The sequence below is a fragment of the Massilia terrae genome, assembly GCF_024753145.1.
Classification (GTDB): Bacteria; Pseudomonadota; Gammaproteobacteria; order Burkholderiales; family Burkholderiaceae_D; genus Telluria; species Telluria terrae.
On record NZ_JANUGU010000008.1, the window covers coordinates 138,695 to 160,944 of the forward strand.

21 protein-coding genes are annotated in these 22,250 nt (G+C 65.0%); 6 read left to right on the top strand and 15 right to left on the bottom strand.

The window, feature by feature from the left end:
* Positions 1 to 20: 20 nt before the first annotated feature.
* Positions 21 to 1,418, bottom strand: a complete 1,398-nt coding sequence (locus NX778_RS20260) for an APC family permease (protein WP_258813601.1) — start codon at positions 1,416 to 1,418, stop codon at positions 21 to 23.
* Positions 1,419 to 1,654: 236 nt separating this feature from the next.
* Here NX778_RS20260 and NX778_RS20265 point away from each other — a divergent pair, with 236 nt between their 5' ends.
* Entirely contained in the window at positions 1,655 to 1,972 is a 318-nt protein-coding gene (locus NX778_RS20265) for an ArsR/SmtB family transcription factor (RefSeq protein ID WP_258813602.1), read from the top strand.
* The gene (locus NX778_RS20270) at positions 1,969 to 2,931 is read left to right on the top strand and encodes a cation diffusion facilitator family transporter (RefSeq protein ID WP_258813603.1); all 963 of its coding nucleotides are present in this window, start codon (positions 1,969 to 1,971) and stop codon (positions 2,929 to 2,931) included. The genes NX778_RS20265 and NX778_RS20270 overlap by 4 nt, the downstream gene beginning before the upstream one ends.
* Before the next feature lie 62 nt (positions 2,932 to 2,993).
* Here NX778_RS20270 and cysK read toward each other — a convergent pair whose 3' ends face one another.
* The 3 genes from cysK to tcdA are packed head-to-tail and all read right to left on the bottom strand — an operon-like array spanning position 2,994 to position 5,355.
* Positions 2,994 to 3,926, bottom strand: coding sequence for a cysteine synthase A (gene cysK, locus NX778_RS20275; RefSeq protein WP_258813604.1), 933 nt, complete (start codon positions 3,924 to 3,926; stop codon positions 2,994 to 2,996).
* A gap of 31 nt (positions 3,927 to 3,957) precedes the next feature.
* Positions 3,958 to 4,449, bottom strand: coding sequence for an FKBP-type peptidyl-prolyl cis-trans isomerase (locus tag NX778_RS20280; protein WP_258813605.1), 492 nt, complete (start codon positions 4,447 to 4,449; stop codon positions 3,958 to 3,960).
* Between the two features lie 39 nt (positions 4,450 to 4,488).
* Entirely contained in the window at positions 4,489 to 5,355 is an 867-nt protein-coding gene (gene tcdA / locus NX778_RS20285; RefSeq protein WP_258813606.1) for a tRNA cyclic N6-threonylcarbamoyladenosine(37) synthase TcdA, read from the bottom strand.
* Between the two features lie 87 nt (positions 5,356 to 5,442).
* On the opposite strand from tcdA, the gene pdxH reads away from it, so the two are divergent.
* Both pdxH and NX778_RS20295 read left to right on the top strand, forming a co-directional pair.
* Positions 5,443 to 6,633, top strand: a complete 1,191-nt coding sequence (pdxH, locus tag NX778_RS20290; protein ID WP_258813607.1) for a pyridoxamine 5'-phosphate oxidase — start codon at positions 5,443 to 5,445, stop codon at positions 6,631 to 6,633.
* Positions 6,634 to 6,678: 45 nt separating this feature from the next.
* Positions 6,679 to 7,881 carry a class I SAM-dependent methyltransferase gene (locus NX778_RS20295; protein WP_258813608.1) on the top strand — a complete coding sequence of 401 codons (1,203 nt, stop codon included), beginning with the start codon at positions 6,679 to 6,681 and terminating at the stop codon, positions 7,879 to 7,881.
* A gap of 147 nt (positions 7,882 to 8,028) precedes the next feature.
* Here NX778_RS20295 and msrA read toward each other — a convergent pair whose 3' ends face one another.
* Positions 8,029 to 8,577 (bottom strand): peptide-methionine (S)-S-oxide reductase MsrA, encoded by a 549-nt coding sequence (gene msrA / locus NX778_RS20300; protein ID WP_258813609.1) that lies wholly within the window; start codon positions 8,575 to 8,577, stop codon positions 8,029 to 8,031.
* A gap of 138 nt (positions 8,578 to 8,715) precedes the next feature.
* Here msrA and NX778_RS20305 point away from each other — a divergent pair, with 138 nt between their 5' ends.
* Both NX778_RS20305 and NX778_RS20310 read left to right on the top strand, forming a co-directional pair.
* On the top strand, positions 8,716 to 9,219 hold the full coding sequence (locus NX778_RS20305) for a flavin reductase family protein (protein WP_258813610.1): 504 nt from the start codon (positions 8,716 to 8,718) through the stop codon (positions 9,217 to 9,219).
* A 137-nt stretch (positions 9,220 to 9,356) separates the two neighbouring features.
* Positions 9,357 to 10,541 carry an acyl-CoA dehydrogenase gene (locus NX778_RS20310; RefSeq protein ID WP_258813611.1) on the top strand — a complete coding sequence of 395 codons (1,185 nt, stop codon included), beginning with the start codon at positions 9,357 to 9,359 and terminating at the stop codon, positions 10,539 to 10,541.
* A 67-nt stretch (positions 10,542 to 10,608) separates the two neighbouring features.
* On the opposite strand, the gene NX778_RS20315 is transcribed toward NX778_RS20310, so the two are convergent.
* The 10 genes from NX778_RS20315 to NX778_RS20360 all read right to left on the bottom strand — a co-directional run bounded on the left by NX778_RS20315 (position 10,609) and on the right by NX778_RS20360 (position 22,222).
* The gene (locus tag NX778_RS20315) at positions 10,609 to 11,292 is read right to left on the bottom strand and encodes an OmpW/AlkL family protein (protein ID WP_258813612.1); all 684 of its coding nucleotides are present in this window, start codon (positions 11,290 to 11,292) and stop codon (positions 10,609 to 10,611) included.
* Positions 11,293 to 11,353: 61 nt separating this feature from the next.
* Positions 11,354 to 12,712: an SGNH/GDSL hydrolase family protein gene (locus tag NX778_RS20320; RefSeq protein ID WP_258813613.1), complete on the bottom strand. Its 1,359-nt coding sequence runs from the start codon at positions 12,710 to 12,712 to the stop codon at positions 11,354 to 11,356.
* A gap of 189 nt (positions 12,713 to 12,901) precedes the next feature.
* Positions 12,902 to 14,410: an alpha/beta hydrolase family protein gene (locus NX778_RS20325; RefSeq protein ID WP_258813614.1), complete on the bottom strand. Its 1,509-nt coding sequence runs from the start codon at positions 14,408 to 14,410 to the stop codon at positions 12,902 to 12,904.
* 290 nt (positions 14,411 to 14,700) lie between these two features.
* Entirely contained in the window at positions 14,701 to 15,705 is a 1,005-nt protein-coding gene (locus NX778_RS20330; protein ID WP_258813615.1) for an L-threonylcarbamoyladenylate synthase, read from the bottom strand.
* Positions 15,702 to 16,880 carry a 5-(carboxyamino)imidazole ribonucleotide synthase gene (locus tag NX778_RS20335; RefSeq protein WP_258813616.1) on the bottom strand — a complete coding sequence of 393 codons (1,179 nt, stop codon included), beginning with the start codon at positions 16,878 to 16,880 and terminating at the stop codon, positions 15,702 to 15,704. The genes NX778_RS20330 and NX778_RS20335 overlap by 4 nt, the downstream gene beginning before the upstream one ends.
* Complete coding sequence (gene purE / locus NX778_RS20340; protein ID WP_258813617.1) at positions 16,877 to 17,377, bottom strand: 5-(carboxyamino)imidazole ribonucleotide mutase; 501 nt, start codon at positions 17,375 to 17,377, stop codon at positions 16,877 to 16,879. The genes NX778_RS20335 and purE overlap by 4 nt, the downstream gene beginning before the upstream one ends.
* Position 17,378: 1 nt before the next feature.
* Positions 17,379 to 18,275, bottom strand: a complete 897-nt coding sequence (locus NX778_RS20345; protein WP_258813618.1) for a phosphoribosylaminoimidazolesuccinocarboxamide synthase — start codon at positions 18,273 to 18,275, stop codon at positions 17,379 to 17,381.
* A 147-nt stretch (positions 18,276 to 18,422) separates the two neighbouring features.
* Positions 18,423 to 19,487 (bottom strand): class II fructose-bisphosphate aldolase, encoded by a 1,065-nt coding sequence (gene fba, locus NX778_RS20350; RefSeq protein ID WP_258813619.1) that lies wholly within the window; start codon positions 19,485 to 19,487, stop codon positions 18,423 to 18,425.
* A gap of 27 nt (positions 19,488 to 19,514) precedes the next feature.
* Positions 19,515 to 20,963 (bottom strand): pyruvate kinase, encoded by a 1,449-nt coding sequence (pyk, locus tag NX778_RS20355; RefSeq protein WP_258813620.1) that lies wholly within the window; start codon positions 20,961 to 20,963, stop codon positions 19,515 to 19,517.
* A 53-nt stretch (positions 20,964 to 21,016) separates the two neighbouring features.
* Positions 21,017 to 22,222, bottom strand: coding sequence for a phosphoglycerate kinase (locus NX778_RS20360; RefSeq protein WP_258813621.1), 1,206 nt, complete (start codon positions 22,220 to 22,222; stop codon positions 21,017 to 21,019).
* Between the last annotated feature and the right edge of the window lie 28 nt (positions 22,223 to 22,250).

Below are 22,250 nucleotides of genomic sequence, written 5' to 3' on the forward strand. Positions count from 1 at the left end.
AGGGCGCTCGCCGGCAGTCGTCAGGCTTGGGTCCTCCAAATATGCTTGCGATTGAGGAGAAGCGGCACGGCCCCGATGGCGATGCCGCCTATCCCCACAATGTTGGTGATCAGGTCGAATGTCGGGATGCTATAGAGCGCAATGAAGAAGAGGAAAAGTCCGCTCAAGGCTGGCCAGATGACGTGGGTGAGCGATGACCATGTCCTGCTGCTGATCATCGTGCGGTAGTACCACGCGCAGGCCAGCCCGGTGAGCCCGAGGTAGAAGCAGATTTGAAAGCCGATCGCGGCGATCGAATCTTGCAGGATCACGTTGATGGTCGGGAGATAGGACGAAATAAAAAGAAGCATCAGCCCCGTGATCCAGATAAAGAAGATGGCGATGTACGGCGTGCGCCACTTTGGATGGAGCTTGGAATACCGGGGATGGATCGTTGCGTCACGTGCCTTTGCGAAGAGCGTGCGCGTAAATTGGAGCATCTGCGTCTCCACCGTTCCCACCGTGCTGAGCAGCACCGCGACGATCGCGACATACCCCCACGTTGCTCCAAACAGTTTCTCGGCGATCGCAAAAATAATATTGGTGTTGTAATGCCGGATCTCTGCGTCGGAAAGTCCCAGCAGCGTGACAACAATGAAGACGACAAAAAAAGCCATCAGAAAGATCATCGCCCAGAACGACGCTCGCCCGGGAGTGCGGTTCGGCTCCCTGGTTTCTTCACTCAAGTTCATCGTGACATCCCATCCGTAGTAGAAAAATATTGCCACTAGCGCGCCATTGGCAAAGAGCTGCGGAGTGAAATTGAATGGGGAGAACCAGCTCCATGAAAAGGCATGTTGTTGTGCATGCGGGAAGACGACGAAACTCCTCACAATGATCGCGAGAAGAATAATCCCTTCGATGATCGTCATGATCACCTGCACGTAGCTGGTGAGCTTGATTCCCTTGACAATGACGGCACTGATCGCGGTCAGCCATAGCGCCGCAATGATCGTCACCAGGTGCACATTATTCATCAGCGCGGGCTTGAAGATGAGGAGGGTCGCGTTTGCGACCGGAATCATTGCGGACACCATGAAGACGCAGCACAGGACGAGCAGCGCCCATCCGGCGAAGAATCCGAGGGTTTTTCCAAAGACGAGGCTCACCCAGGCATAGGACGTTCCCGCACTCGCGATCGCTTTGTTGAGGTTGATGAAGGCGAACGTAATGCCGAACATGATCAGTCCGCACGTCAGGATACTCGCCGGCGACAACACTCCTGCTGTCGCGATGATCGTCGATGTCGTGATCTCGATACTGTAGGCCGGCGCCGTACCGGCCACCCCCATCACCACCGACTCGCCAAGGCCCAGCGAATTTTCTTCCAGGCCCTCCCCTGCCGAATGCCTTTGCGGCGTGAGCTCATCCCGATCCATATACCTCCCAATCAGTCCATGATTACAAGGAGAAACGTCGGTTCACGAGAGGGTGATTGCCAAGATGTCTTTGATTATAGTGACGCGCCATTTTTCCGAGAGCGGATTTATGCAGAAGCATCGTCATCGAAAACAGCCGGCCGTTTGTCCAAACTTCCATCCGCACGAAACAGCAATGGCCCTTGTGGACATCGCGCTTCTGGCTTAACATGTGAACGTATCTTCACATGTTTATCATGAACAATCACCCTCCTCCCGACGACTGGATCGAGCAACTGGCCGACCTGTTCCACCTGCTGGGCGATCCGACGCGCTTGCGTATCGTGCTGGCCTGCCTTGAGCAGCCGATCGCGGTCGGCGATATCGCGGCCTCGCTTGAACTGTCCAGCTCGCTGGTCAGCCACCATCTGCGGCTGTTGCGCGCCGCGCGCATCGTCAAGGCCGAGCGCCAGGGCAAGCAGGTCTTTTACTCGGCTGCCGATGCCCACATCAGCAACCTCCTGGCCAATATGGCCGAACACATCGCCGAACCGGCGCACCATTCCGAAGCATGAGCCTCCATCATCACCATCATCACGACCACGACCACGACCATGATCACGACCATGGGCATGGCCACCACCACCACCACCCGGCGCCGGGCGACAACACGCGCGCCTTCGCGATCGCGGTCGCGCTCAATGCCTTGTTCGTGGTGGTGGAATTCGTCTACGGCTTCATCGCCAACTCGACCGCGCTGATGGCCGACGCCGGCCACAATCTGTCGGACGTGCTGGGCCTGCTGATGGCCTGGGGCGCGGCCATGCTGGCCAAGTCCAAGCCGGACGAGCGCTACACCTACGGCCTGCGCAGCTCGTCGATCCTGGCGGCGCTGGCGAATGCCTTGCTGCTGCTGGTCGCGTGCGGCGCGATCGCGTGGGAAGCCGTGCTGCGCTTCAGCAGCCCGCCGCCGGTGGCCGGACTCACGGTGTCGGTGGTAGCCGGCATCGGCGTGCTGGTCAATGGTTTCTCGGCACTGCTGTTCATGGCCGGCCGCAAGGATGACCTGAACGTGCGCGGCGCCTACCTGCACATGGCGGCAGACGCGGCGATTTCGCTGGGCGTGGTGGTGTCGGGCCTGGCCATCATGTGGACCGGCTGGGCCTGGCTGGATTCGGCGGCCAGCCTGGCCATCGTCGTGATCATCGTGGCGGGAACGTGGTCGCTGCTGCGCGAGTCGGCGCAGCTGATGCTGGCCGCGGTCCCGCCCCATATCGATGCGGCCAAGGTGCGGGCTTTCCTGGCGCAGCGGGCTGGCGTGTCGGAGGTGCACGACCTGCACATCTGGGCGATGAGCACGACGGAATCGGCGCTGACCGCGCATATCGTCATGCCCGGCGGCTATCCGGGCGATGCGGCCATCGATGCGATCGTGGAGGAGCTACGGCATGACTTCAAGATCCACCATTGCACGCTGCAGGTGGAGGAAGGCACGACGGATCACGGGTGCGTGCTGCATGGCGGGGCGCACTGAGCGCCGATGCAAAGCTTGAATTAAGAGAACGTCGTTCTCTTTCCTTCACAAATTTCTTTTGTTCAGCTGCCGAGGTTGGCGTACAGCGCGGTGCTGAGGTAGCGTTCGCCAAACGAGGGGATGATGGTCACGATCATCTTGCCCGCGTTCTCGGGCCGCCGCGCCACCTGCAGCGCGGCCCACAGCGCCGCGCCGGACGAGATGCCGACCAGCAGCCCTTCCTCGCGCGCGGCCGCGCGGGCCGTCTCGAACGCGTCTTCGTTCTTGACGGTGATGACCTCGTCATACACCTTGGTGTTGAGCACTTCCGGCACGAAGCCCGCGCCGATGCCCTGGATCGGATGCGGTCCCTTGGTGCCCCGCGACAGGATGGGCGAGGCGTCCGGTTCCACCGCGATCGCCTGGAAGCCGGGCTTGCGCGCCTTGATCACTTCGCCAACGCCGGTGATGGTGCCGCCGGTGCCGACACCCGCGACCAGGATGTCCACCTTGCCGTCGGTATCGCGCCAGATTTCCTCGGCCGTGGTGCGCCGGTGCACGTCCGGGTTGGCGGGATTGTTGAATTGCTGCGGCATGAAGCAGTTGGGATCGGCCGCGACGATGTCCTCGGCGCGCCTGATGGCGCCGACCATGCCTTCGGAGCCCGGCGTGAGCACGAGCTCGGCGCCGTAGGCCCGCAGCAGCATGCGCCGCTCACTGCTCATGGTTTCCGGCATCACCAGCCGGCAGCGGTAGCCGCGTGCGGCGCATACCATCGCCAGCGCGATGCCGGTGTTGCCGCTGGTGGGCTCGACGATGATGGTGTCCGGGCCGATCCGGCCCGCGGCCTCGGCCGCTTCGATCATCGCCAGGCCGATGCGGTCCTTGACGCTGTGCGCCGGGTTGTAGAACTCGAGCTTGGCCAGCACCTCGGCGCCGGCGCCGCGCGCCATGCGGCCGATACGCACCAGCGGAGTGTTGCCGATCAGTTCAGTGACATCGTTCGCGATTCGCATTGCCGGCCTCCCGCTGGTGGTGTGGAAAAGCTTACTTCACGTCCAGCAGTTCCACGTCGAAAATCAGGTCCGTATTCGGCGGGATGGCGCCGCCGCCCGCGCCGCGCGGCCCGTAGGCCAGGTCGCTCGGGATGATGAGGGTGCGCTTGCCGCCCACCTTCATGCCGGCCACGCCCTGGTCCCAGCCCTTGATGACCTGCCCGGCGCCGAGCTTGAAGTCGAGCGGGGTGCGGCCCGGATCGCGCGAGGAATCGAACTTGCGGCCGTGGTGGCTGACCAGCAGCGGCTTGTAGAACCAGCCGGTGTAGTGGACGACGACAGTCTTGCCGGGCTCGGCTTCCTTGCCCTTGCCGACCACGTGGTCGATGACCTGGAGCTGCGGGCCTTGCGGCTGGGCCTGGCCGGTGGCGGTGGCTTGCGCGCTGCCGGCCTGGTCGGCGCCGGCGGCTGGCTGGCTGCCCTCTTGCGCGCTGGCGGCGGCCGCGGCGAACAGCAGGGCGATACATACGGAACGACGGATCATGTTGGCTCTTTCTTCAATGAAAAGATTTCAAACCGATCCTTATGATAGCAAGGCTGCTTCCTGTTGCACAGTTTCTACCGGGACGGGGGCATTGGCGGCCTCGGCCAGGCGGCGCAGCACATGGCCGGCCGCGACCATGCCGAAAGTCGCGGTGACCACCATACCGGATCCGAACCCCGCACAATTGAGGCCGGTCACGCTGTTGGCATCGACGGCGCAGGCGTCGCCGCTGTCCGGATAGCGCAACGGTTCCGTCGAGAACACGGCATCGATGTGGTACTTGTTCTTCTCGCCCTTGGCAAAACCGTAGTGGGCGCGCAGGATCTTCCGTACCTTCTTCAGCAGCGGTTCCTGCTCGGTGCGGCCGAGGTCGCGCACTTCGACGCGGGTGGGGTCGAGCTGGCCGCCGGCGCCGCCGCTCGTCAGCAGCGGAATCTTGTGCTTGCCGCAATAGGCGATCAGCGCGGCCTTGGCCTTGACGCCGTCGATCGCGTCGATCACGTAGTCGTATCGGTCGATGCCGATCAGGGTATCGAGGTTGTCCGGGTCGATGAAGTCCTCGACCAGGGTGACGTCGCAGAACGGGTTGATCTCGGCGATGCGGCGCTTGAGCGCCTCGATCTTCGGCAGGCCGACGGTCGACGACATCGCCTGGATCTGGCGGTTGATGTTGGACTCGGCCACGTTGTCCAGGTCGATCAGGGTCAGCTGGCCGATGGCGCTGCGCGCCAGCGCCTCGACCACCCAGGAGCCGACGCCGCCCACGCCGATCACGCAAACGTGCGCCGTGCGGAATCGTTCCAGCGCACGCTCGCCGTACAGGCGTGCAATGCCGCCGAAGCGGCGCGCGAAATCGACCTCGTCGTCCAGTGCGGCGGCGAGAATTTGGGAATTGCTTGTACTCATTCCTGAATTCTAGCGGACGTTTCCGTACGGACTGGCCTAAAATAGCTCTTCGTCAAGCAATTTTTTTCTCCTGTCAGAAACCCGCACATGCAGAACCTCCTTCCCGAAGCGGCGCCCGGATTCGACCAGCCGATCGCCGTGCTCAAGCATTGCCATGGCCGCATCCGCAAGCAGCTGGCCACCCTCGACAAGCTGCTCGCCCACCTGCCCGCGCATGGCGCCGACCAGCAGGCCCAGCAGGCGGCGACCTCCATCCTCAACTATTTCGACAAGGCGGCCCACCTGCATCACGAAGACGAGGAGCGCGACCTGATCCCGACCCTGCGCGCCGTCGCCACCGGCGAGGACGCGGCGACGCTGGATGCGCTGGTGCCCTCGATCCTGCAGGACCACCAGGAAATGGATGCGCTGTGGAACGCCTTGCGCCCCGAGCTGCAGCTGATCGCCGAAGGCAGCGGCCGCTCCCTGTCGGCCGACAACGCGCGCCGCTTCGCCGAGCGTTACACCGGGCATATGGAACGCGAGGAGACAATGATCGCGCCGATGGCCCTGCGCCTGTTCAGCCCGGAACAGATGGAGCGCATGGGCCAATCGATGCAGGCGCGGCGCGGGATTGGCGAAGCGGCCCCGGTCGCGGTCGGCGCGCGGGTCGCGGACCTCCGTAAAGACTACGGCCAGGCCAGCCTGTCGGAAGAGGACGTCGACGAGGATCCGGTCGACCAGTTCGCCGCCTGGTTCGAGGAGGCGCTCAAGGCCGAGGTCAATGAGCCGAACGCGATGACGCTGTCCACGGTCGCGCCCGATGGCCGGCCAAGCTCGCGTATCGTCCTGATAAAACATTTCGACGAACGTGGTTTCGTGTGGTACACAAACTACGATAGCCAAAAAGGAAAGCAATTGAGCGCCAACCCATTTGCCGCTTTGCTATTCTTTTGGAGCGAACTCGAACGCCAAGTGCGGATCGAAGGCAAGGTAGAGCTGACATCGGCCGAGGAAAGCGACAAATATTTCCACAGCAGGCCGCTGCAAAGCCGGCTGTCGGCCATCGCTTCCCACCAAAGCGCGCCGATCGCGAGCCGCGCTGCGCTAGAACAGAACTACGAAGCAGTAGCAGGGCAGTATGGCGAGGAGCCGCCCCGCCCGCAGCATTGGGGAGGGTTCCGTCTCGTGCCGGAGCGCATCGAATTCTGGCAGGGACGACGTTCCCGTTTCCATGACCGCATCGTGTACGAGCGGCAGGCGGACGGGAGCTGGACGCGGCAACGTTTACAACCGTAGGCTGGCCGGCGCTAGGCCGGCTTGCCGTCAAGCCGGAGGTCATGCGTGTTCACCGAGATGAAGCTTTCCGCCTGGACCACGGGCGTACGCAGCAAACTCAAGCTGCCCTTGCGGGTCGAGTTGTGGAACGGACAGACCTTCGACCTGTCCTCCGACCCGCCGCGCGTCACCATCAAGGTGAGTGGCCCGTCGGCCATGCGCTACCTGATGGTGCCATCCCTGTACAACCTCGGCCGCGCCTACGTCGAAGGCGCGATCGACCTGCACGGGCGGGTGGCGGACATCATCAGCATCGGCAACGAACTCGCGGCCTCGTCGGCCAAGGTGCCGGGGCGCCTGTCGCGCGCCCTGCACCTGATCCCGCAGCACACCAGGGAAAAGGACGCCGAGGCGATCCGCTACCACTACGACGTTTCCAACGAGTTCTACCAGCAATTTCTCGACCCGAACATGGTCTATTCCTGCGCCTACTTCGACACCGGCGCGGAAGACCTGGCCGATGCACAGGTCAAGAAGATCGACCACATCCTCAATAAAATCGGCCTGCAGCGGGGGCACTCGCTGCTCGACATCGGCTGCGGCTGGGGCGCGCTGGTCATCCGCGCGGCCCAGCGCGGCGCGCGCTGCATCGGCGTTACGCTGTCGGAGAACCAGGCTGCGCTGGCGCGCGAACGGGTCGCCAGGCTGGGGCTGCAGGACATGGTCGAGATCCGCCTGCAGGACTACCGCGACGTCGAGGGACAGTTCGACCGCATCACCAGCGTCGGCATGTTCGAGCACGTGGGCGTGGACAACCTGCCGGAATACTTCGAGCGCGTCAACAAGCTGCTGGGGCCGAATGGCGTAGTGATGAACCACGGCATTACCACCACCGACATCGAGTCGCGCTCGACGCCTTACGGCGGCGGCGAATTCATCGACCAGTACGTGTTCCCGCACGGCGAGCTGGCGCACCTGTCGACCGTCATCAAGGCCATGCAGCAAGGCGGGCTGGAGGTGCGCGACGTGGAGAACCTGCGGCGCCACTACGCCCGCACCTGCGCCACCTGGTCGGACAATTTCGAGAACAACGCCGAGAAGATCAAGTCAATGACGGACCAGAAGCATTACCGCATCTGGCGGGTCTACCTGGCCGGCTGCGCCTACGCGTTCGCGCACGATTGGATCAGCCTGTACCAGATCGTGTGCGGCAAGGCGGGGCAGGATCCGGTGCAGATTCCGTGGTCGCGGCAGTATATGTACCAGTAAGTCCGTCTTGAGTCCGCAATTATGCACGTCGTCCCCGCGCAGGCGGGGATCCATGGAACGCCTGACCGATGGTATGGGCAGCAGGACTGCTAACTCAGCATGGATTCCCGCCTGCGCGGGAACGACGGTAACTTTTTTGGCGACGGGCTAAGCCTGGTCTTTCAAGCGATCCGCAAACATCTTCCTGAACTTGGCCACTTTCGGCGCGACCACGAAAGCGCAGTAACCCTGCAGCGGATGCTGGTTGAAGTAATCCTGGTGATACGCCTCGGCCTTGTACCAGGCGCAGGCCGGCACGATCTGCGTGACGATGGGCGCATCCCACACCGCCGCCATTTCCGCCATCACCTTGCGCGCGGTCGCTTCCTGCTCGGGCGAGGTGAAGAAGATCACCGAGCGGTACTGGGTGCCGACGTCGTTGCCCTGGCGGTTCAGCGTGGTCGGATCGTGGATGGTGAAGAAAATCTCCAGGATGTCGCGGTAGCTGATCACATGCGGATCGAACTCCAGCCGCACCACTTCGGCGTGCCCGGTGCTGCCCGCGCACACCTGCTCGTAGGTCGGGTCGGCAGCGTCGCCGCCCATGTAGCCGGATTCCACGCGCTTGATGCCGCGTGCCTCCAGGTAGACTGCTTCCAGGCACCAGAAGCACCCGCCACCCAAGATGGCCACTTCGGTCGCTGATTGCTGCGTCATTACACACCCCTCGCCACGATATTCCCCATGCCATTCACTGTATCGCAAACTGCTTGTGTTGTGCGTTAACAATCCGGCTGGGGGACCTGCGGCCCCTGCCCGGCAATGGCATAATGGCAGGAACTTCTCAGGCTTCCCATGAACACAAGCTTTCCCCGCGCCGATGAACGCGGTTTCGATTCCATCCAGTTCAGGCGCGCGCTCTCGCAGTTCGCGACCGGCGTCACGGTCATCACCACGCGGCTGGCCGATGGCAGTTATCGCGGCTTGACGGCCAGCTCCTTCAATTCGGTCTCGCTGGATCCGCCGCTGGTGCTGTGGAGCCTGGGCAACGCCGCCAACAGCCTGCCCATCTTCACGGGCAATTCGCATTACGTCATCAATGTGCTGGCGGCCGGCCAGCAGGAACTGGCGGACCGCTTTTCGCGCCGCAGCACCGACCCCTTCGGCGACCTCGGCTTCACCCTGTCGCGCACCGGCCAGCCCATCCTGCCGGGCGTGGCGGCGTGGTTTGAATGCCACAACCGCAGCCGCTATCCGGAAGGCGATCACGTGATTTTCGTCGGCGAAGTCGAGGAATGCGCGGCGATGCCGCAAGCGGCCCTGCTGTTCCATCGCGGCCAGTTCGGCAGCACCAGCTAGCGCTGGCAAAAATGAAAATGCCTGTCGCAGATTGAAAAGATGCGGCCGGGGCGGCTTTCTATAATGGGCAAGCCCGCGGGCGGCCATGCCGGCCCGCGTCTATCCGATAAGAACCCGACTGAGACAGGACCCCGCCAATGAAGCCTTCCCGCAAAGCCCAGTTCCACTGGGACGATCCGTTGCTGCTGAACGAACAGCTGACTGAAGAAGAGCGCATGGTGCGCGACGCCGCCCACGCTTACTCGCAAGACAAGCTGCAGCCGCGCATCCTGGAGGCCTTCCGCCACGAGCGGATGGATACCTCGATCTTCCGCGAAATGGGCGAACTGGGCCTGCTTGGCCCGACCATCCCGGAACAGTACGGCGGCCCCGGCCTCAACTACGTCAGCTACGGCCTGATCGCGCGCGAAGTCGAGCGGGTCGACTCCGGCTACCGCTCGATGATGAGCGTGCAGTCCTCGCTGGTGATGATCCCGATCTACGAGTTCGGCACCGAAGCGCAGCGCCAGAAATACCTGCCCAGGCTCGCCACCGGCGAATGGATCGGCTGCTTCGGCCTGACCGAGCCGAACCACGGCTCCGACCCCGGCTCGATGGTCACCCGCGCGCGCAAGGTCGACGGCGGCTACTCGCTCACCGGCAGCAAGATGTGGATCACCAACTCGCCCGTGGCCGACGTGTTCGTCATCTGGGCCAAGGACGACGAAGGCGAGATCCGCGGCTTCGTGCTGGAGAAAGGCATGAAGGGCCTGTCGGCGCCGGCGATCCATGGCAAGTTCGGCCTGCGTGCCTCGGTCACCGGCGAGGTGGTGATGGATGAAGTGTTCTGCCCGGAAGAGAACGCCTTCCCGGACGTGCGCGGCCTCAAGGGTCCGTTCACTTGCCTGAACTCGGCCCGTTACGGCATCGCCTGGGGCGCACTGGGCGCCGCCGAAGCGTGCTGGCACACGGCGCGCCAGTACACGCTGGACCGCAAGCAATTCGGCAAGCCGCTCGCCGCCAACCAGCTGGTGCAGAAGAAGCTGGCCGATATGCAGACCGAGATCACGCTGGGGCTGCAAGGCTGCCTGCGCCTGGGCCGCATGAAGGACGAAGGCACGGCCGCGGTCGAGATCACCTCGATCATGAAGCGCAATTCCTGCGGCAAGTCGCTCGACATCGCACGCGTGGCGCGCGACATGCTGGGCGGGAATGGCATCTCGGATGAGTTCGGCATCGTGCGGCATATGCTGAACCTGGAGGTGGTCAATACCTACGAGGGCACGCACGATATCCACGGCTTGATCCTGGGCCGCGCCCAGACCGGTATCGCTGCATTCTAAGTACTCAGCAAGGTAACAACAAAAAAACCCCGCCGCGGCGGGGTTTTTCTTTTGGCTGCCTTTCAGCTCAGAACCGGTAGCCGACGGTCAGCATCACCGAGCTCGGATCCAGCTTCATATGCTGTTCCTGTCCGCTGGAGAAATGCACATCGGTCGACAGCTTGGTCTTGATGTACGCCACCGAAGCGAACCAGCGCTCGTCGTAATTCCCCTGCAGGCCAATCTGGCCGGAATAGGTGAACTTGTTGTCGAGCTTGAAGGTCGTCGGCACGCCGGCGCCCGGGTTGGTCAGCGCCGTTATCTGGCCGGAGCCGGTCGCCTTCTGGAAGCGGGCGTAGGTCGGGCCAAAGCCGACGAAGGGGCGCAGCTTCGAGCTCGGCGAGAAGAAGCGATACTGCACGAACAGGGTCGGCGGCAGGACTTCGGCCGAACCCAGCTTGCCGGTGGCGGCAATCGCGCCGGCGCCGTAAATATTGTGCTTGTACGGCGTGCCGATCGCGCCTTCGAGCGAAATATTGTCGGTGAAGCTGTAGGTGACGACGAGTACCGGCTGGGTGTTGCTGTCGATGGTGCCCTGCGAGTGCGGCAGCGCCGGGGCGCTGATGTCGCCGCTCACGACGTGCGGGGTGACCTTGTTGGCGCCGATTGCCGCGGTCCACTGGCCGGCCGACTGTGCCGACGCGGCCGAAGCCACGCCGAACGCCCCCGCCAGCACCAGCATCTTCACGACTTTATTCACACGTACTTTCATTTTATCTCCTGATTCTTATGGTGGAACGGCCCGCCGCCGAGGGCGGGCCCGCCGTGATGGATTAGAGCCAGCCCGCCTCGACCATCTGTTCGAGCACGTAGCGCGCGATCAGCGAGTTCTCGTATGGGGTCGGATGGATCGAATCGGCGAACATGTAGTGGCTGACGTCACCGGCAATCACGTTCGAACCATTGCAGACCAGCGAGGTGGTCCCCAGCGCGTTGGGGCCGCAAGCAGGGGTCTTCGTGTTGGTCAGGCCATACGGGCCCGGGTTCGTGATCTGGTCGTGGCTGATCGACCACAGGTCGACGTACAGCACTTGCGACTGGCCCGCCAGGCCGGCGCTGAGCGCCTTGTTGAAGGCGTCGACCGCGGAGGCGATCAGGGCACGCACGTCCGCCGTCTGGGCCATCGAAGACGGGGTGCTGGCGACGTCCGGCAGGTTGTTGACGACCACCTTGGTCGCGCCCTTGGCGATGATCTGGGTCTTGACCAGGTTGGCCAGCTCGGTGCCGGCGGTGGCCATCGCGGTAACCACGCCCGGGGCGTTGGCGGCGAAGTAGTCGGCGCCGGCCTTGGCGCCGGCGGCGCTGGCGTCGGCCTGGGCCTTGGCGACCATCGGGCCGTAGACGGTCGGCGATGCCGCCGCCAGATTGCCGGCCTGCACCGCGGCGGTGACGGCGGCGGTGACGACGCTGGTGTCGGTATGGCCGGGCTTGGCCGCTTCCGTCTGGATCGCCAGGCCGATCGCTTGCGCGGCGGTGAGCGGGTTGGTGGCGCCGGCCGCCAGCTGGGTGGTCAGCGAGGTGGCGAAGGCGGTCGAACCGGCCGCGGTGCCGGCCGCGGTAGCCGCTGCCGACAGACCGCCCATCAGGGTGAGGATGTCGTTACCGCCAGCCGTGATCGTCACCAGCTCGGTGCCGCTGAACTTGCCGCCGGAAACGGCGAGGTGGTTGGCGACCTGGGTCACCACCGGCACCGTCATTTCGAAGCCGCCCGGCTGGATTGCCGGGTTGCCCGGGCCATAAGGAATCGTGACGCGCGCGCCACCCTGCGCATAGTTGAAGCAGCCGGCGTGGTTGGTGACCGCAACCGCGAAGGTTCCGGTGCCGACCAGGCCAGTCTGGGCGGCGCACGATGCCCCCAGGCCCAGCTGCGCCGACACCAGCTCGCTCCAGTTCTTGCCCGTCAGCGTCGGTTCCTTGGCGGTGTTGTCGCCGTTGATGGTCCATTTGCCGCCGCCCAGCGCCGCGACGCCGCCCACGGCGTAGGTGCCGACGTCAGCCAGGCTGTCGCCGAAGGTCACCATGGAGCTGAATTTGGTCTTGAGCGTTTGGTCGCCCGGCTTGCTGCCGCTGCCGCCGCACGCAGTGAGGACCGCCGCGGTCAGCAGCGCGAGCGCGAGATTGGTGTGACGCATTGTGTCTCCTAGATTGAATGTTCTTGTTGAAACGAACGGCCGTGCTATTCGTGTCGCGACTAATATGCCAGTGTTCTGCTTGCTTGTATATAGAAAAACTTTCGCAAACGTATATGTGAAACCACAAGCTTGAAACGTTAAGTCTGCCGGAGGGCGCGATTATAACAAGCCCATCAGCCTGCGAGTTGACTAGCGTGCAAGGATCGATTGGAACCAATCGCGCGTGGCCGCCATACAGAACGGCGCGACCAGCCCGGCGTGGTAACTGGACGCCACCGCATCCCCGCCCTGCGAGGCGCGCAGGGCCGCCTTGGCCGCCGCGAAGCCGATCTTGGGCAGGCGGAAAAAGTCGTTGATGCCGTCCAGCGAGGAGTCGATATCGAGCTGGATGACGTCGGCGCCGCTGGCCTTGAAGAAGATGTAGCTGTCGGCGGTATTGAACCAGGGAACGGTCGGGTCGCCGTCGCCGCCGCACAACAGCAGGGGCATGGCGGGCTTGTAGCTGCGCAGGTCGTTGCGCACCAGCCATGCGCGCAGGGCCTGGGCCGGCGCGCAGGCCAGCGGCGACGGTGCGTTCTGGCTGCACGGATGCGCGGCCATGTCGGCCAGGTAGGCGGCGCGGTAGGCGCTGCGGATCAGGTTGCCAGGGCCGAAATACTGCGTGTAGCCGGCCGTTTGCGGCATCGAATCGGCGGCGAACCGCGCGGTCGCGGGCAGCTTGCCAAGGTTCACCAAATCGCTGCTGCCGAGCGTGCCCGGGCCCAGGTCGACGATGCCGGCGGCGTACTGGCTCTCGTAGATGTCGCCGGGCGTGTTGTACAGCCTGGCGCCGGCGTGCTGGCCAGCATTGATGATGAAGGGAACCACCACGGTGGCGCCGTCGCGCGGTGCGCCACCGAACAGCTGGTCGCCGAACTCCACCATCGCATAGGGGCCGGACATGCCGGCCGCCGCGGTCACGGCGAATTCAGCGCCGGCCTGCAGCTGCATCGTGCGCTGGGTCGCCACCGCCACGTAGCCACCCTGCGAATAGCCGGTCACCATCAGCTTGCCGGAATCGCGCGCACCGATCGATGGGAAGGCGGCGCGGGCGGCGCGCAGGGCGTCGATCATGTCAGCCGCTTGCGCATCGCGGTCGAGGTAGGGATGGTAGCCGAGCGAGGAGCCGCCATAGCCGGTGTAGTTCGGCGCGACCACGATGAAGCCCTGCGCCGCGAACACGGCGGCGGCCAGGCGCGCTTCGGTGTTGTTCGCGAGGTCGGCCATGTCGTAGGACTTTTGCAGCGAGGTGCCGTGGGCGTAGAGCAGCACCGGGCGCGAATCCGCGCACGAGGTGCCGCTGCCGGAGGGCACCATCACGGTCGCGCTGGCGTCAGTCGGCTCGCCGGCGCCGCCGACCGTGTTGTAATGCACGCGGTAGACCGACACCGCACATTGCGGCGGGCCCGAGATGTCGGTGGTGCCGGCCTGCGCGGCGTTGAAGAAATCGCCCAGCGCGGACGGCTGCGCGGTGCTGGCGCTGACCGTGGCGGACAGGGCAATCGGCACCGGCGTCACGCCGCCAATCAGGCTGCCGCGGGCGGGCGCGGCGACCTGGTTCGCATTGGCGACGCCTTCCGGCGTGCCGCCGACCGTTGTTCCGCCGCTGCAAGCGGCAAGCAAGATGGTCAGGGCGAAAGCGAATGGGGTGCTGCGCATGGTGATTCCAGTGTTTGTGTTGCAGGCACGCGGACGCGCGGCGCCACAGGCGGCCAAGGCGGGATGCGGGTGCGGCGATGGGGTTGAGGCGGAGATGGCTGCTGCTGCGGCCGGTACGTTCAAAATCGTACCACTGATGAGCTGGGTGGAGGGATGGATGTTGCTGATGGGCCACGGAGAGTGACGGCAGCTAATCCGGAAACATTATACGAATCGCCACAGGCGCATGGTTGTCGACAAAGCACGCGTTCTATGGGTCCCCGCCTGCGCGGGGACGACGTGCTGGAATACTAGGAGTGAAGAAGGGTGTCGAGCACGCGCTCCGAGCCGTGCGCGGCGCGGCGCAGGCGGTCGTTCACGCCGAGCCAGGCGGCGTCCTGCGGCGGAGTTTCGACGAGGATCACGTCCGCGCTCACACCATCCATCGCGCGCAGCGCGGCGTACAGGTCGTGCGCGTAGCCGTGCGGATTGGCCGACAAGCCGATTTCGGCGTGTGCCGGGTGAACACCGGAGAAGTGGATCAAGGCCGCCTTGCGCCCGGCGGCAGCCAGCCGTGCCAGCGTCGCCGGCAAATCGGCGCGCTCCATCAGCACCACCGGCGTGCGCGGCGCATAGTGCGATTCCAGCGTGCCCGATGCGCGCGGCGCGGCCGCATCCGGCGCGGCAGGCCGCTGCCCGATCACGGCTTCGATGTCGTCCGCGCTGATATGTCCGGGCCGCAGCAGCACCGGCCCGTGCGTCGCGAGGCGCGACAGGTCGACGATGGTCGATTCGATGCCCACTTGCGCAGCGCCGCCGTCGAGCACCAGCGCCAGCTCGCCGCCGGCGAATTCGTCCCGCACGTGCTGGGCCAGCGTCGGGCTCACGTGTCCGAACTTGTTGGCCGACGGCGCGGCGATGCCGCCCTGCCCGCCCTTGAAGGCGCGCAGCAACGCCACCGCCACCGGGTGCGAAGGGCAGCGCAGGCCGATCGTGTCCTGGCCGCCGCTGACGGCGTCCGGGATGCCAGGTGCGCGCTTGAGGATCATGGTGAGCGGCCCGGGCCAGAACGCCTGCGCCAGCGCGCGCGCCTGCCCGGGGATGTCGGCGGCCCAGTAGTCGAGCCGCCCTTCCGGCGCCAGGTGCACGATCACGGGATGGTCTTGCGGACGTCCCTTGGCGGCGTAGATGCTGGCCACCGCCGCCGGGTTCTCGGCGTCGGCGCCCAGGCCATAGACGGTCTCGGTGGGGAACGCGACCAGCTTGCCTTCTTCGAGCAGGCGCGCGGCCTGCCCGATCTGCTGCGCCTCGCTCACGGCGCGATGCCCAGGATGATGCAGGCGGCTTGCAAGTGATCCTGCGCGTCGGCCAGCGTCTCGGCGACGAAGGTCACGTGGCCCATCTTGCGGCCGCGGCGCGGTTCTTCCTTGCCGTACAGGTGCAGGTTGGCGCCGGGCAGCGCCAGCACCTGGTCCCATGCCGGCTCGCGCACGGTCTCGCCTTCATACCAGACGTCGCCAAGGATGTTGAGCATCACGGCCGGCGAATGCTGGCGCGTGTCGCCCAGCGGCAGCCGCGCCATCGCGCGCACCTGCTGCGCGAACTGGCTGGTGATGCAGGCGTCGATGGTGTAGTGGCCGCTGTTGTGCGGGCGCGGCGCCATCTCGTTGACCACCAGCGAACCGTCCTTCAGCACGAAGAATTCGATGCACAGCACGCCCACGTAGCCGAGCTGCGCAATCATCGCGGTGGCCGCGTCCTGCGCTTTCTTCGCGCAGTCGTCGGATACGTTCGGCCCCGGCACCGTGGTGGTGAACAGGATGCCGTCGCGGTGAACGTTCTCGGCGATCGGATAGACCACCGACACGCCGTCGGCGCCGCGCGCGGTCAGCACCGACACTTCGTACGCCAGCGGCAGCATCTTCTCGAGCAGGCAGGGAACACCGCCCATCTGGTCGAAGGCCGCGCGCACGTCTTCGCGGCTCTTCACGCGCACCTGGCCCTTGCCGTCGTAGCCCATGCGGACGGTCTTCAGGATGCCCGGCAGCAGATTGTCGCCGATGGCGTCGATGTCGGCGTGAGAAGCGATCGCCTTGTGCGGCGCCGGCATCACGCCCGAATGCGGCGCGCACTCGACGAAGAAGCGCTTTTCGAGGATGCGGTCCTGGGCGATCGAGACGCACGATGCGTTCGGCGCGACGAACACGCGTTCGGCGAGGCGGGACAAAGATTCCGCCGGCACGTTCTCGAATTCGGTGGTGACAGCCACGCACTGCGCCGCCAGTGCATCGAGGCCGGCGGCATCGGTGTAGGCCGATTCGACCAGGCGCTCGGCCACGAGGCCCGCCGGGCAGTCCTGCGACGGCTCCAGCACGGCGACGCGGTAACCCATCATCTGCGCGGCCTGCGCGAACATGCGGCCCAGCTGGCCGCCGCCCATCACGCCCAGCCAGGTGGGCGGATTCGCGTCGGGAAGAAACGCTTCGCTCATACGTTCGGAAGATGCATGGCCTTGGCGGCCGCGGTCTGCTGGCTGCGGAATTCCTGCAGCCTGGCGGCCAGCGCGTCATCGGTCGCGGCGAGCATCGCCACCGCCGTCAGCGCCGCGTTGGCCGCGCCGGCCTCGCCGATGGCGAAAGTCGACACCGGCACGCCCTTGGGCATCTGCACGATCGACAGCAGCGAATCCTCGCCGCGCAGGTACCTGGACGGCACCGGCACGCCCAGCACCGGCACGATGGTCTTGGCGGCCACCATGCCCGGCAGGTGGGCGGCGCCGCCGGCGCCCGCGATTATGGCGCGCAGGCCACGTCCGCGCGCGGCTTCGGCATACGCGAACATCTCGTCCGGCATGCGGTGCGCCGAAATCACTTGCGCCTCGTGCGGCACCCCGAACTGCTTGAGGATGGCGACCGCGTGCTGCATGACGTCCCAGTCGGACGAGGAACCCATGATGACGCCGACCAGCGGCTTGGCCTGGTCGCTCATCTTATGCCTTCAGCTTGTCGCCGGTGAGGCGCTCGATCGCCTCGAAGTACTTGGCGCGGGTCTTTTCGATCACTTCCGGCGGCAGCGCCGGCGCGGGCGCGGTCTTGCCCCAGTCCTTCAGGGTTTCGAGGTAGTCGCGCACGAACTGCTTGTCGAAGGACGGCGGCGACATGCCCGGCGCGTACGAGTCGGCCGGCCAGAAGCGCGAGGAGTCGGCGGTCAGCACTTCGTCCATCAGGTGCAGCACGCCGTTGTCGTCCAGGCCGAACTCGAACTTGGTGTCGGCGATGATGATGCCCTTGGTCGCGGCATAATCGGCCGCGGTCTTGTACAGCTGGATGCTGATGTCGCGCATTTTGTTCGCGAGTTCCGAACCGATGCGCTGTTCCATCTCGGCGAAGCTGATGTTCTCGTCGTGCTCGCCCAGGTCGGCCTTGGCGGCCGGGGTGAACAGCGGCTCGGGCAGCTTGTCGGCCTGGCGCAGGCCGGCCGGCAGCTGGATGCCGCAAATGGCGCCGGTGTCCTGGTAGTCCTTCCAGCCGGAACCGATGATGTAGCCGCGCACCACCGCCTCCACCAGGATCGGCTTCAGGCGCTTGGCGACCACGGCGCGGCCCTTGACCTGGCCCACTTCATCGGGGGCCACGACGGACTCGGGGGCGATGCCGGTCAGGTGGTTCGGCACGATGTGGCCGAGCTTGTCGAACCAGAAATCGGTCATCTGGTTGAGCACCATGCCCTTGCCCGGGATCGGCTCGTTCATCACAACGTCGAAGGCAGACAGGCGGTCGGTGGTGACGATCAGGATCTTGTCGTCGCCCACGGCGTAGTTGTCGCGGACCTTGCCACGGCCCAGCAGGGGCAGCGACTTGATGGTGGATTCGTAGAGGCTGTTCATAGAAGGGATTCTAGAAAAACGGAACCGGCGAAGGTCGCCGGTCACGGTGTATCCGAAAGTCGGTTCCGCCGTTCCCGCAGGCGGGGAACGACGGTAACTTATATGCGCGAAAGCGCTTATTTATATCCGGGAAAACGCTATTTTACTTCACTTCACGATCTGGGCCAGATCGCCGGCTTTGTAGCGCTCAGCCATTTTGTCCAGCGGAATCGCCTTGATCTTGGCGGCCATGCCCTCGCAACCGAAGGACAGGTAGCGCTCCTTGCAGATCTTCATGGCGGCTTCGCGGGCCGGCTTGAGGTAGTCGCGCGGGTCGAACTTGGACGGGTTCTGCGCCATGTACTGGCGGATCGCGGCCGTCATCGCCAGGCGGATGTCGGTGTCGATATTGACCTTGCGCACGCCGTGCTTGATGCCTTCCTGGATCTCCTCGACCGGCACGCCGTAGGTCTCCTTCATGTCGCCGCCGAATTCGCGGATGATGGCCAGCAGGTCTTGCGGCACCGACGACGAGCCGTGCATCACCAGGTGGGTGTTGGGGATGCGCGCGTGGATTTCCTTGATGCGGTCGATGGCGAGGATGTCGCCGGTCGGCTTGCGGGTGAACTTGTAGGCGCCGTGCGAGGTGCCGATCGCGATCGCCAGCGCGTCGCACTGGGTCTGGGCGACGAAGTCGGCGGCCTGGTTGACGTCGGTCAGCAGCTGCTCGCGGGTCATGGTGCCCTCGGCGCCGTGGCCGTCTTCCTTGTCGCCCTTCATGGTTTCGAGCGAGCCCAGCACGCCCAGTTCGGCCTCGACGGTGACGCCGATCGAGTGCGAGAACTTGACCACTTCCTTCGACACGGCCACGTTGTACTCGTAGCTGGCGACGCTCTTGCCGTCGGCTTCCAGCGAGCCGTCCATCATCACCGAGGTGAAGCCGGAGCGGATCGCGGTCATGCACACCGCCGGCGACTGGCCGTGGTCCTGGTGCATGACGACCGGGATGTGCGGGTATGCCTCGACCGCCGCCTCGATCAGGTGGCGCAGGAAGGCTTCGCCGGCGTATTTGCGGGCGCCGGCCGAGGCCTGCATGATGACCGGCGCGCCGACCGCGTCGGCGGCGGCCATGATGGCCTGCACCTGCTCCAGGTTATTGACGTTAAATGCCGGCAGGCCATAACCGTTTTCGGCGGCATGGTCCAGCAACTGACGCATTGATACGAGTGCCATGGTATTACTCCAGAGATAAGAAATCGATTATTCGTATTCCCCCACCCGCACGATTTTCAGGGCATTGGTACCGCCGGCCTGGCCCATCGGGGAGCCCCAGGTGACCACGATCATGTCGCCTTTCCTGACCATGCCTTCCTTCGTCAGGAGTTCTTCGGCCTTGGCGAGCACGGCGTGGCTGCCGCCTTCCTGCAACAAATGGAAAGCTTGCACGTTACGATACAACGATGCCTTGCGCTGTGTCGTCTGGGACGGCGTCAGCGCGAAGATCGGGGTGTTGACGCGGTGCCGGCTCATCCACAATGCGGTGGAGCCGGACTCGGTCAGGGCGACGATCGCCTTCACGTTCAGGTGGTGTGCCGTGAACAGCGTCGCGTAAGCAATGGATTGGTCGATGCGGGTGAACTGCATGTTCAGGAAGTCCGCTTCGAGCTTGTTGTATTCCGAGCGCTCCGCTTCAAGGCAGATCGCGGACATCATTTCAACGGTCTCGACCGGGTACTTGCCGGCGGCGGTCTCGGCCGAGGCCATCACGGCGTCGGTGCCGTCCAGCACGGCGTTGGCGACGTCCGACACTTCGGCGCGGGTCGGCACGGCGTTGACGATCATCGACTCCATCATCTGGGTCGCGGTGATGGCCAGCTTGTTGGAGTCGCGCGCCATCTGGATCATGCGCTTCTGCAGCGCCGGCACGGCCGCGTTGCCCACTTCCACCGCCAGGTCGCCGCGCGCGACCATGATGCCGTCCGACGCGTCCAGGATTTCCTGCAGCACGGGGATCGCCTCGGCGCGCTCGATCTTGGCGATCATCAGCGGCTTGTGGTGGTAGGGCTCGCCGGCGATATTGGCCAGCTGGCGCGCCATTTCCATGTCGGTCGCGCTCTTCGGGAAGGAGATCGCCAGGTAGTCGGCCTGGAAGCGCATCGCGGTCTTGATGTCCTCCATGTCCTTGGCGGTCAGGGCCGGCGCGGTCAGGCCGCCGCCCATGCGGTTGATGCCCTTGTTGTTGGACAGCTCGCCGCCGACCTTGACCACGGTGTGGATCTCGCTGCCGCTGATGCGCTCGACGATCAGCACGATCAGGCCGTCGTTCAGCAGCAGGGTGTCGCCGGGACGCACGTCGCGCGGCAGCATCTTGTAGTCGAGGCCGACGCGTTCCTGGTTGCCCAGCTCGCCGTTGTCGCCCCACTTGGCGTCGAGGATGAACTTGTCGCCGTTGGTCAGCTCGATCTTGTTGTTCTCGAACTTGCCGACGCGGATCTTCGGCCCCTGCATGTCGGCCATGATCGCCACTTCGCGGCCGCATTCGGCGGCGGCGCGGCGCACCAGGTTGGCGCGGTCGATGTGGTCCTGCGCGCGGCCGTGCGAGAAGTTCAGGCGCACGACGTCGACGCCGGCCCGGATCATCCGGACGAGCACATCGAAGTCAGAAGAAGCTGGGCCGATGGTTGCGACGATCTTGGTACCACGAGACATGAGGGATCCTTCGAAATGGAAAAGCGCAGCCATCGGGCTGCGCTGTGAGCTACTTACTTGGCGCTGCGCTGCAGCAGGATTTCCACCGCCGGCAGGGTCTTCCCTTCGAGGAACTCCAGGAAGGCGCCGCCGCCAGTCGAAATATAGCCGATCTGGTCGGCGATCTTGTATTTTGCGATCGCGGCCAGGGTGTCGCCGCCGCCGGCGATCGAGAACGCCGGGGACGCGGCAATCGCCAGCGCCAGGGTCTTGGTGCCTTCGGCGAACTGGTCGAACTCGAACACGCCCACCGGGCCGTTCCAGACGATGGTGCCGGCCTTGGCGACCTGTTCGGCCAGCAGGGCGGATGTCTTCGGGCCGATGTCGAGGATCATGTCGTCGTCGGCAACGTCGGCCACGTCCTTGACGGTGGCGGTGGCGGTCGGCGAGAACTCCTTGGCGCACACCACGTCCACCGGGATCGGCACCTGGGCGCCGCGCGCGGCCATCAGGTCGATGATGCGCTTGGCATCCTCGACCAGGTCGGCCTCGGCCAGCGATTTGCCGATCGGCAGGCCGACGGCTTTCATGAAGGTGTTGGCGATGCCGCCGCCGACGATCAGCTTGTCCACCTTGTCGGCCAGGCTCTGCAGGATCGACAGCTTGGTCGAGACCTTGGAACCGGCCACGATGGCCAGCAGCGGACGCGCCGGCTTGCCGAGGGCCTTGCCCAGCGCGTCCAGTTCGGCCGCCAGCAGCGGGCCGGCGCACACCACCGGCGCGTATTTGGCGATGCCGTGGGTGGTGGCTTCGGCGCGGTGCGCGGTGCCGAAGGCGTCGTTGACGTAGATGTCGCACAGCTTGGCCATCTTCTGGGCCAGCTCGTCGGAATTCTTCTTCTCGCCCTTATTGATGCGGCAGTTTTCCAGCAGCACGACCTGGCCCGGCGCGACCTCGACGCCGTCGACCCAGTTCTGCTTCAGCTCGACCGCCTGGCCGAGCAGCTCGGACAGGCGCTTGGCGACCGGCGCCAGGCTGTCCTCCGGCTTGAACTCGCCCTCGGTCGGGCGGCCCAGGTGGGAGGTGACCATCACCGCGGCGCCGGCCGCGAGCGCGTCGCGGATCGCCGGCACGGAGGCGCGGATGCGGGTGTCTTCGGTGATATTGCCGGCGGCGTCCTGGGGGACGTTCAGGTCGGCACGGATGAATACGCGCTTGCCCTTGAGTGCGCCTTGGGCGATCAGGTCTTGCAAACGGGTGAAGTTGAGAACGGCGTCCATGGCTTGCTCAGCTTGAAAAATTGGTATT

Coding starts and splice junctions, on each gene's coding strand:
- NX778_RS20260 (WP_258813601.1), bottom strand. CDS start 1,418: ATGGATCGGGATGAGCTCACGCCGCAAAGGCATTCGGCAGGGGAGGGC.
- NX778_RS20265 (WP_258813602.1), top strand. CDS start 1,655: ATGAACAATCACCCTCCTCCCGACGACTGGATCGAGCAACTGGCCGAC.
- purE (WP_258813617.1), bottom strand. CDS start 17,377: ATGAGCGACCAGGCCAAGCCGCTGGTCGGCGTCATCATGGGTTCCTCG.
- NX778_RS20305 (WP_258813610.1), top strand. CDS start 8,716: ATGAACACAAGCTTTCCCCGCGCCGATGAACGCGGTTTCGATTCCATC.
- NX778_RS20280 (WP_258813605.1), bottom strand. CDS start 4,449: ATGATCCGTCGTTCCGTATGTATCGCCCTGCTGTTCGCCGCGGCCGCC.
- msrA (WP_258813609.1), bottom strand. CDS start 8,577: ATGACGCAGCAATCAGCGACCGAAGTGGCCATCTTGGGTGGCGGGTGC.
- NX778_RS20320 (WP_258813613.1), bottom strand. CDS start 12,712: ATGCGTCACACCAATCTCGCGCTCGCGCTGCTGACCGCGGCGGTCCTC.
- pyk (WP_258813620.1), bottom strand. CDS start 20,963: ATGTCTCGTGGTACCAAGATCGTCGCAACCATCGGCCCAGCTTCTTCT.
- NX778_RS20345 (WP_258813618.1), bottom strand. CDS start 18,275: ATGAACAGCCTCTACGAATCCACCATCAAGTCGCTGCCCCTGCTGGGC.
- pdxH (WP_258813607.1), top strand. CDS start 5,443: ATGCAGAACCTCCTTCCCGAAGCGGCGCCCGGATTCGACCAGCCGATC.
- NX778_RS20360 (WP_258813621.1), bottom strand. CDS start 22,222: ATGGACGCCGTTCTCAACTTCACCCGTTTGCAAGACCTGATCGCCCAA.
- NX778_RS20335 (WP_258813616.1), bottom strand. CDS start 16,880: ATGAGCGAAGCGTTTCTTCCCGACGCGAATCCGCCCACCTGGCTGGGC.
- NX778_RS20315 (WP_258813612.1), bottom strand. CDS start 11,292: ATGAAAGTACGTGTGAATAAAGTCGTGAAGATGCTGGTGCTGGCGGGG.
- NX778_RS20310 (WP_258813611.1), top strand. CDS start 9,357: ATGAAGCCTTCCCGCAAAGCCCAGTTCCACTGGGACGATCCGTTGCTG.
- fba (WP_258813619.1), bottom strand. CDS start 19,487: ATGGCACTCGTATCAATGCGTCAGTTGCTGGACCATGCCGCCGAAAAC.
- NX778_RS20270 (WP_258813603.1), top strand. CDS start 1,969: ATGAGCCTCCATCATCACCATCATCACGACCACGACCACGACCATGAT.
- NX778_RS20325 (WP_258813614.1), bottom strand. CDS start 14,410: ATGCGCAGCACCCCATTCGCTTTCGCCCTGACCATCTTGCTTGCCGCT.
- tcdA (WP_258813606.1), bottom strand. CDS start 5,355: ATGAGTACAAGCAATTCCCAAATTCTCGCCGCCGCACTGGACGACGAG.
- cysK (WP_258813604.1), bottom strand. CDS start 3,926: ATGCGAATCGCGAACGATGTCACTGAACTGATCGGCAACACTCCGCTG.